Below are 5,730 nucleotides of genomic sequence, written 5' to 3' on the forward strand. Positions count from 1 at the left end.
CAGGCACCGTAGAGGTAACTGAATAATGCACACCTGGATCAACGCCCTGTCCGACCTGCAATCTCGCGGCGAGCCCTGCGTACTGGTGACCATCATCGAAGAACGTGGCTCGACGCCACGCAACGCCGGCTCGAAAATGGTCGTCAGCGCCGAGCAGCTGTTCGACACCATCGGCGGCGGCCACCTGGAATACAAGGCCATGCACATCGCCCGGCAGATGCTTGCCGAGCGCCGTGAAGCGCCGCACCTGGAACGCTTCAGCCTCGGCGCCAGCCTCGGCCAGTGCTGCGGCGGCGCCACCGTGCTGCTGTTCGAACCGATGGGCCAGGTCCAGGCGCAGATCGCCGTGTTCGGCGCAGGCCATGTCGGCCGCGCTCTGGTACCCTTGCTCGCCGCCTTGCCCTGCAAGGTGCGCTGGATCGATTCGCGCGAGCAGGAATTCCCCGAGCACATGCCGGCCGGGGTCAGCAAGATCGTCAGCGAAGAGCCGGTGGATGAAGTCGATGACCTGCCCGCTGGCAGCTACTGCATCGTCATGACCCACAACCATCAGCTGGATCTGGAACTGACCGCAGCGATCCTCAAACGCAATGACTTCACCTGGTTCGGCCTGATCGGCTCGAGGACCAAGCGCGTCAAGTTCGAGCATCGCCTGCGTGAACGCGGCTTTGCCGAGGAGCGCCTGCAGCGCATGCGCTGCCCGATGGGCATCGCCGAGGTCAAGGGCAAGCTGCCGATCGAGATCGCCGTGTCGATCGCCGCCGAAATCATTGCCACCTACAACGCCAGCTTTGGCCAGCACAACAACGCTGCCAACGCCGGCCCCATTGCCCAATTGCTGCCGCCGTCACGGCGCAGCCAAGCCATATGACGAGAGCCCTATGAGCGCAACCCGCAAAGCCTACCGTGCCGCCATCCTGCACAGCATCGCCGACCCAGCCGAAGTAGGCGTCGAAGCCTCCTATCAGTATTTCGAAGACGGCCTGATGCTGATCGACAACGGCAAGATCAGCGCCCTGGGCCATGCCCGCGACCTGCTGCCGACCCTGGCGGCTGACATCGAGGTTGAGCATTACCAGGATGCCCTGATCACCCCGGGCTTTATCGACACGCATATCCACTTCCCGCAGACCGGCATGATCGGCTCCTACGGCGAGCAGTTGCTGGACTGGCTCAACACCTACACCTTCCCCTGCGAGAAGCAGTTTGCCGACAAGGCGCATGCCGACAAGGTCGCAAAGATCTTCATCGAAGAACTGCTGCGCAACGGCACCACCACCGCCCTGGTGTTCGGCAGCGTGCACCCCGAATCGGTCAATGCCTTCTTCGAACACGCCGAGCGCCTGGACCTGCGGATGATTGCCGGCAAGGTGATGATGGACCGCAATGCCCCGGACTACCTGACCGACACCGCCGAATCCGGCTATATCCAGAGCAAGGCGCTGATCGAGCGCTGGCATGGCAAAGGCCGCCTGCACTACGCGGTGACCCCGCGCTTTGCGCCGACCAGCACCCCGGAGCAACTGACCCTGGCCGGCCAGTTGCTGGGCGAATACCCCGACCTGTACATGCACACCCACCTGAGCGAAAACCTCAAGGAAATCGACTGGGTCAAGGCGCTGTTCCCGGAGCGCAAGGGCTACCTGGACGTCTACGATCACTTCAAGCTGCTCGGCCAGCGCTCGGTGTTCGCCCACGGCGTGCACCTGTGCGACGACGAATGCCAGCGCCTGGCCGAAACCGGCTCGGCCGTGGCCTTCTGCCCGACCTCCAACCTGTTCCTCGGCAGCGGCCTGTTCAACCTGCCGCAGGCCGAGAAGTTCAAGGTCAAGGTCGGTTTGGGCACCGACGTCGGGGCCGGTACCAGCTTCTCGCTGCTCAACACCCTGAATGAGGCCTACAAGGTCATGCAACTGCAGGGTGCGCGGCTGAGCCCGTTCAAGTCACTGTACCTGGCAACCCTGGGCGGCGCCCGGGCGCTGAGCCTGGACGACCGTATCGGCAGCCTGCGGCCAGGCAACGATGCCGACTTCGTGGTACTCGATTACAAGGCCACGGCGCTGATGGACTACCGCCTCCAGCAGTCGAACAGCATCGACGAGACGCTGTTCGTGCTGATGACCCTGGGCGACGACCGTACCGTCAAGCAGACCTTCGCCGCCGGCCGCTGCGTGCACCAGCGCTAAGGCTCGCGCGCCAGCCCCCGGTACAAGGCGCCGCCGATCACTGCCCCGATCAGCGGCGCCACCCAGAACAACCACAGCTGCTGCAGCGCCCAGCCACCGACGAAAATCGCCGGCCCGGTGCTGCGCGCCGGGTTCACCGAGGTGTTGGTGACCGGAATCGAGATCAGGTGGATCAGCGTCAGGGCCAGGCCGATGGCAATCGGTGCAAAGCCCGCCGGGGCACGGCTGTCGGTAGCGCCCATGATGATCAGGATGAACATCGCGGTCATCACCACTTCACTGGCAAAGCCTGCCGCCAACGAGTAGCCGCTGGGGGAATGCTCGGCATAGCCATTGGACGCCAACCCGGCCGACAATTCAAAGCCCGCCTTGCCGCTGGCAATGAAGTAGATCAGCGCTGCGCCGAGAATCGCGCCAATCACCTGGGCGATGACGTAGGGCAGCAGGTCCTTGAGCGGAAAACGCCCGCCCACCACCAGCCCGAGCGACACCGCGGGGTTGAGGTGGCATCCAGAAATATGGCCGATGGCGAAAGCCATGGTCAGCACGGTCAGGCCAAAGGCCATGGCCACCCCGACCAGGCCGATACCGATGGGGAGCGACGCGGCGATCACCGCACTACCGCAGCCACCCAGCACCAGCCAGAACGTCCCGATCAGTTCAGCACCCATGCGTTTGCTCAGGGGCATCGACATATACCTGTCCTCAAGTAGTTGAAGTTCTACGCATAGCGCGCAAGCCCAACTGCTTGATGAAGGTTTGCGGTGGATCAGGTGAGAATCTAGCAGAGGCTGGATAACCTGCCAGTAGCCGGAAAGCATCGCGGGGCAAGTCGAATCGTCGCACCGCGATTGAGTGTTACTGGCCTTCAACCCTTGAGCGGTGCAACCCCACCACGCTTCTTGGTCTGCAGCAGGTGCGAGAACACCGCATGCAGGTCATCCGACGCGCTGTCTTCGTCGAGGTTGAGCTTGCTGTCGATGTGGTCCATGTGGTGCATCATCAGGCTCACCGCCTGGTTGACGTCACGGGCCTCGATGGCGTCGATCAGTTGCATGTGCTCGTCGTAGGAGCAATGCGAGCGGTTGCCGCTTTCGTACTGGGCAATGATCAACGAAGTTTGCGACACCAGGCTGCGCTGAAAGCTGATCAGCGGCGCATTGCCTGCTGCCTCTGCCAGCTTGAGGTGAAACTCGCCGGACAATCGAATGCCGGCGCCGCGATCGCCACGGGAGAAGCTGTCACGCTCGTCGCGGACCATCTGGCGCAATTCGTTGAGTTGCTCGGCGGTGGCATGCTCGACCGCAAGCTCGGTGATGGCGCGCTCGACCATGCGCCGCGAGAAGAACACCTGGCGGGCTTCCTCGACCGTCGGGCTGGCCACTACCGCGCCGCGGTTGGGCCGCAGCAGCACCACGCTTTCGTGGGCCAGGCGCGACAGGGCGCGGCGGATGATGGTGCGGCTGACGCCGAAGATCTCGCCCAGGGCTTCCTCGCTCAACTTGGTACCCGGCGCCAGACGCTGCTCGAGGATGGCCTCGAAAATGTGCGCATAGACGATATCGTCCTGGGTTCCGCTACGACCGGCCTTGCCGGTACGCACTGGTTTCTTGAGAGGTTGCAGCTGTTCGTTCATGGGCACTCGAGCACGGAGATCCGCCAGTCGGACCCTGACTGTAATACCAGCCAGAGGGGCGATGGCAAGTCCTGGTAAGAAAATTAAACGATTAAGGTATTGGCACATTGTACACAGCCGCAGGGATTTCTGCAGGTGGCGATAGCCTTTATAGCTGCACAGGCAAATTATCTGAGCACAACAACGAAAACATTATTTGCATTCTTTGTATACAAACGCATAATCCATCCGTGCAACTTCCTGACCCAGAAGTCAACAAACGGTCCGGTGGCCTGCCATCCCATCCGCCTCACAGAGCCCCCCAGTGCGTGCGCAGGACTGGCTCTGGAAAACAAGAAAAGACTTGAGGAGTACACGCTGTGGAAAGCCGCAAATCCGACGCCCCTACGCTGGATCTTGCCCCACCGCTCGAAACGAGCTGGCTGGAGCGGATTTTCAAACTCAAGCTACATGGCACCACCGTCAAAACCGAAATGATCGCCGGGTTGACCACCTTCATCACCATGGCCTACATCATCTTCGTCAACCCCAACATCATGGCCGATGCTGGCATCGATCACGGCGCGGCGTTCGTCGCCACCTGCATCGCCGCCGCCCTCGGCTGCCTGTTGATGGGCCTGTACGCCAACTGGCCAGTAGGCTTGGCACCGGGCATGGGGCTCAACGCCTTCTTTACCTACACCGTGGTCGGGACCATGGGCTACACCTGGGAAGCTGCGCTGGGCGCAGTGTTCGTCTCCGGGGTTCTGTTCATGCTGCTGACCTTGTCGCGGGTACGCGAATGGCTGCTCAACAGCATTCCAGTCAGCCTGCGTCATGCCATGGGTGCCGGCGTCGGATTGTTTCTCGGACTGATCGGTCTTAAAACCGCAGGGATTGTCGTCGACAGCCCGGCGACCCTGATCAAGCTCGGCTCGCTGCACGAGCCTGGCCCGCTGCTGGCGGCCATCTGCTTTTTGATGATCGCGGTGCTCAGCTACCACCGGGTGTTCGGCGCGATCCTGATCAGCATCATCAGCGTCACCCTCGCCGGCTGGGGCCTTGGCCTGGTGGAGTACGGCGGATTGTTCTCGCTGCCGCCGAGCCTGGCGCCGACCTGGATGGCCATGGATGTCGCCGGCGTGTTCAACGTCAGCATGATTGCCGTGGTCTTCGCCTTCCTCTTCGTGCACATGTTCGACACCGCCGGCACACTGATGGGCGTGGCCCAACGGGCCAACCTGGTGAATGCCGACGGGCGCATCGAAAACCTGTCGCGGGCGCTCAAGGCCGACAGTGCATCGAGTGTGTTCGGAGCCGTGGTCGGCGTACCACCGGTGACCAGTTATGTAGAGAGTGCTGCCGGGGTCGCCGCCGGTGGCCGTACAGGGCTGACTGCCGTGGTGGTCGGCCTGTTCTTCATCGCCGCGATGTTCTTCGCCCCGCTGGCCGGGATGATTCCGGCCTATGCGACTGCCGGTGCCTTGATCTACGTGGCGATGCTGATGATGGGCAGCATGGCCCACATCGATTGGGACGAAGCCACCGACAGCATTCCGGCAATCGTCACCGCGATCATGATGCCGCTGACCTTCTCGGTCGCCGACGGCATCGCCCTGGGCTTTATCACCTATGTGGTGCTCAAGGCCGGGACCGGGCGCTACAAGGAGATCTCGGCAAGCCTGTGGGTGCTGACGGCGATCTTCATTGCCAAGTTCGTGTTCCTCTAAACACGGCACACTGCTACAACAGAGCCTCACCTTCGGGTGGGGCTTTTTGTTGTCGGCTAAACAGTGCTGATGCCTGAGTGGTCCCTGTGGGATCTCGAATTACAGGCAAAAAAAAAAGGTTCTTCACGGAATTTCAGGGACTATGAGCCTTGGGGTGGGGTTGGTTGCGAGCTTATCCATTCGGTGTGGCGCCGCTGCT

The 5,730-nt window shown here is 62.0% G+C and carries 5 protein-coding genes; 3 read left to right on the plus strand and 2 right to left on the minus strand.

The genetic code is table 11. The annotated features are described in order from the left end of the window. Positions 1 to 25: 25 nt before the first annotated feature. Positions 26 to 871 carry a xanthine dehydrogenase accessory protein XdhC gene (xdhC, locus tag UW3_RS0123055; RefSeq protein WP_010226032.1) on the plus strand — a complete coding sequence of 282 codons (846 nt, stop codon included), beginning with the start codon at positions 26 to 28 and terminating at the stop codon, positions 869 to 871. Between the two features lie 10 nt (positions 872 to 881). Then, entirely contained in the window at positions 882 to 2,186 is a 1,305-nt protein-coding gene (gene guaD / locus UW3_RS0123060; RefSeq protein ID WP_010226034.1) for a guanine deaminase, read from the plus strand. Here the strand turns inward: guaD and aqpZ are convergent. Together aqpZ and UW3_RS0123070 are read right to left on the minus strand one after the other, a co-directional pair. Continuing rightward, positions 2,183 to 2,875, minus strand: coding sequence for an aquaporin Z (gene aqpZ / locus UW3_RS0123065; protein ID WP_010226035.1), 693 nt, complete (start codon positions 2,873 to 2,875; stop codon positions 2,183 to 2,185). The two genes, guaD and aqpZ, sit on opposite strands and share 4 nt — an antisense overlap. A 179-nt stretch (positions 2,876 to 3,054) precedes the next feature. After that, entirely contained in the window at positions 3,055 to 3,822 is a 768-nt protein-coding gene (locus UW3_RS0123070; RefSeq protein ID WP_010226037.1) for a GntR family transcriptional regulator, read from the minus strand. Positions 3,823 to 4,181: 359 nt separating this feature from the next. On the opposite strand from UW3_RS0123070, the gene UW3_RS0123075 reads away from it, so the two are divergent. Next, complete coding sequence (locus UW3_RS0123075; RefSeq protein ID WP_010226038.1) at positions 4,182 to 5,531, plus strand: NCS2 family permease; 1,350 nt, start codon at positions 4,182 to 4,184, stop codon at positions 5,529 to 5,531. Positions 5,532 to 5,730: the final 199 nt, after the last annotated feature.

It is taken from the genome of Pseudomonas donghuensis (assembly GCF_000259195.1).
Lineage (GTDB): Bacteria > Pseudomonadota > Gammaproteobacteria > Pseudomonadales > Pseudomonadaceae > Aquipseudomonas > Aquipseudomonas donghuensis.

What these genes read in the sequence shown, in the direction of transcription:
- xdhC (WP_010226032.1), top strand. Translation starts at nt 26, where the DNA reads ATGCACACCTGGATCAACGCCCTGTCCGACCTGCAATCTCGCGGCGAG.
- guaD (WP_010226034.1), top strand. Translation starts at nt 882, where the DNA reads ATGAGCGCAACCCGCAAAGCCTACCGTGCCGCCATCCTGCACAGCATC.
- aqpZ (WP_010226035.1), bottom strand. Translation starts at nt 2,875, where the DNA reads ATGCCCCTGAGCAAACGCATGGGTGCTGAACTGATCGGGACGTTCTGG.
- UW3_RS0123070 (WP_010226037.1), bottom strand. Translation starts at nt 3,822, where the DNA reads ATGAACGAACAGCTGCAACCTCTCAAGAAACCAGTGCGTACCGGCAAG.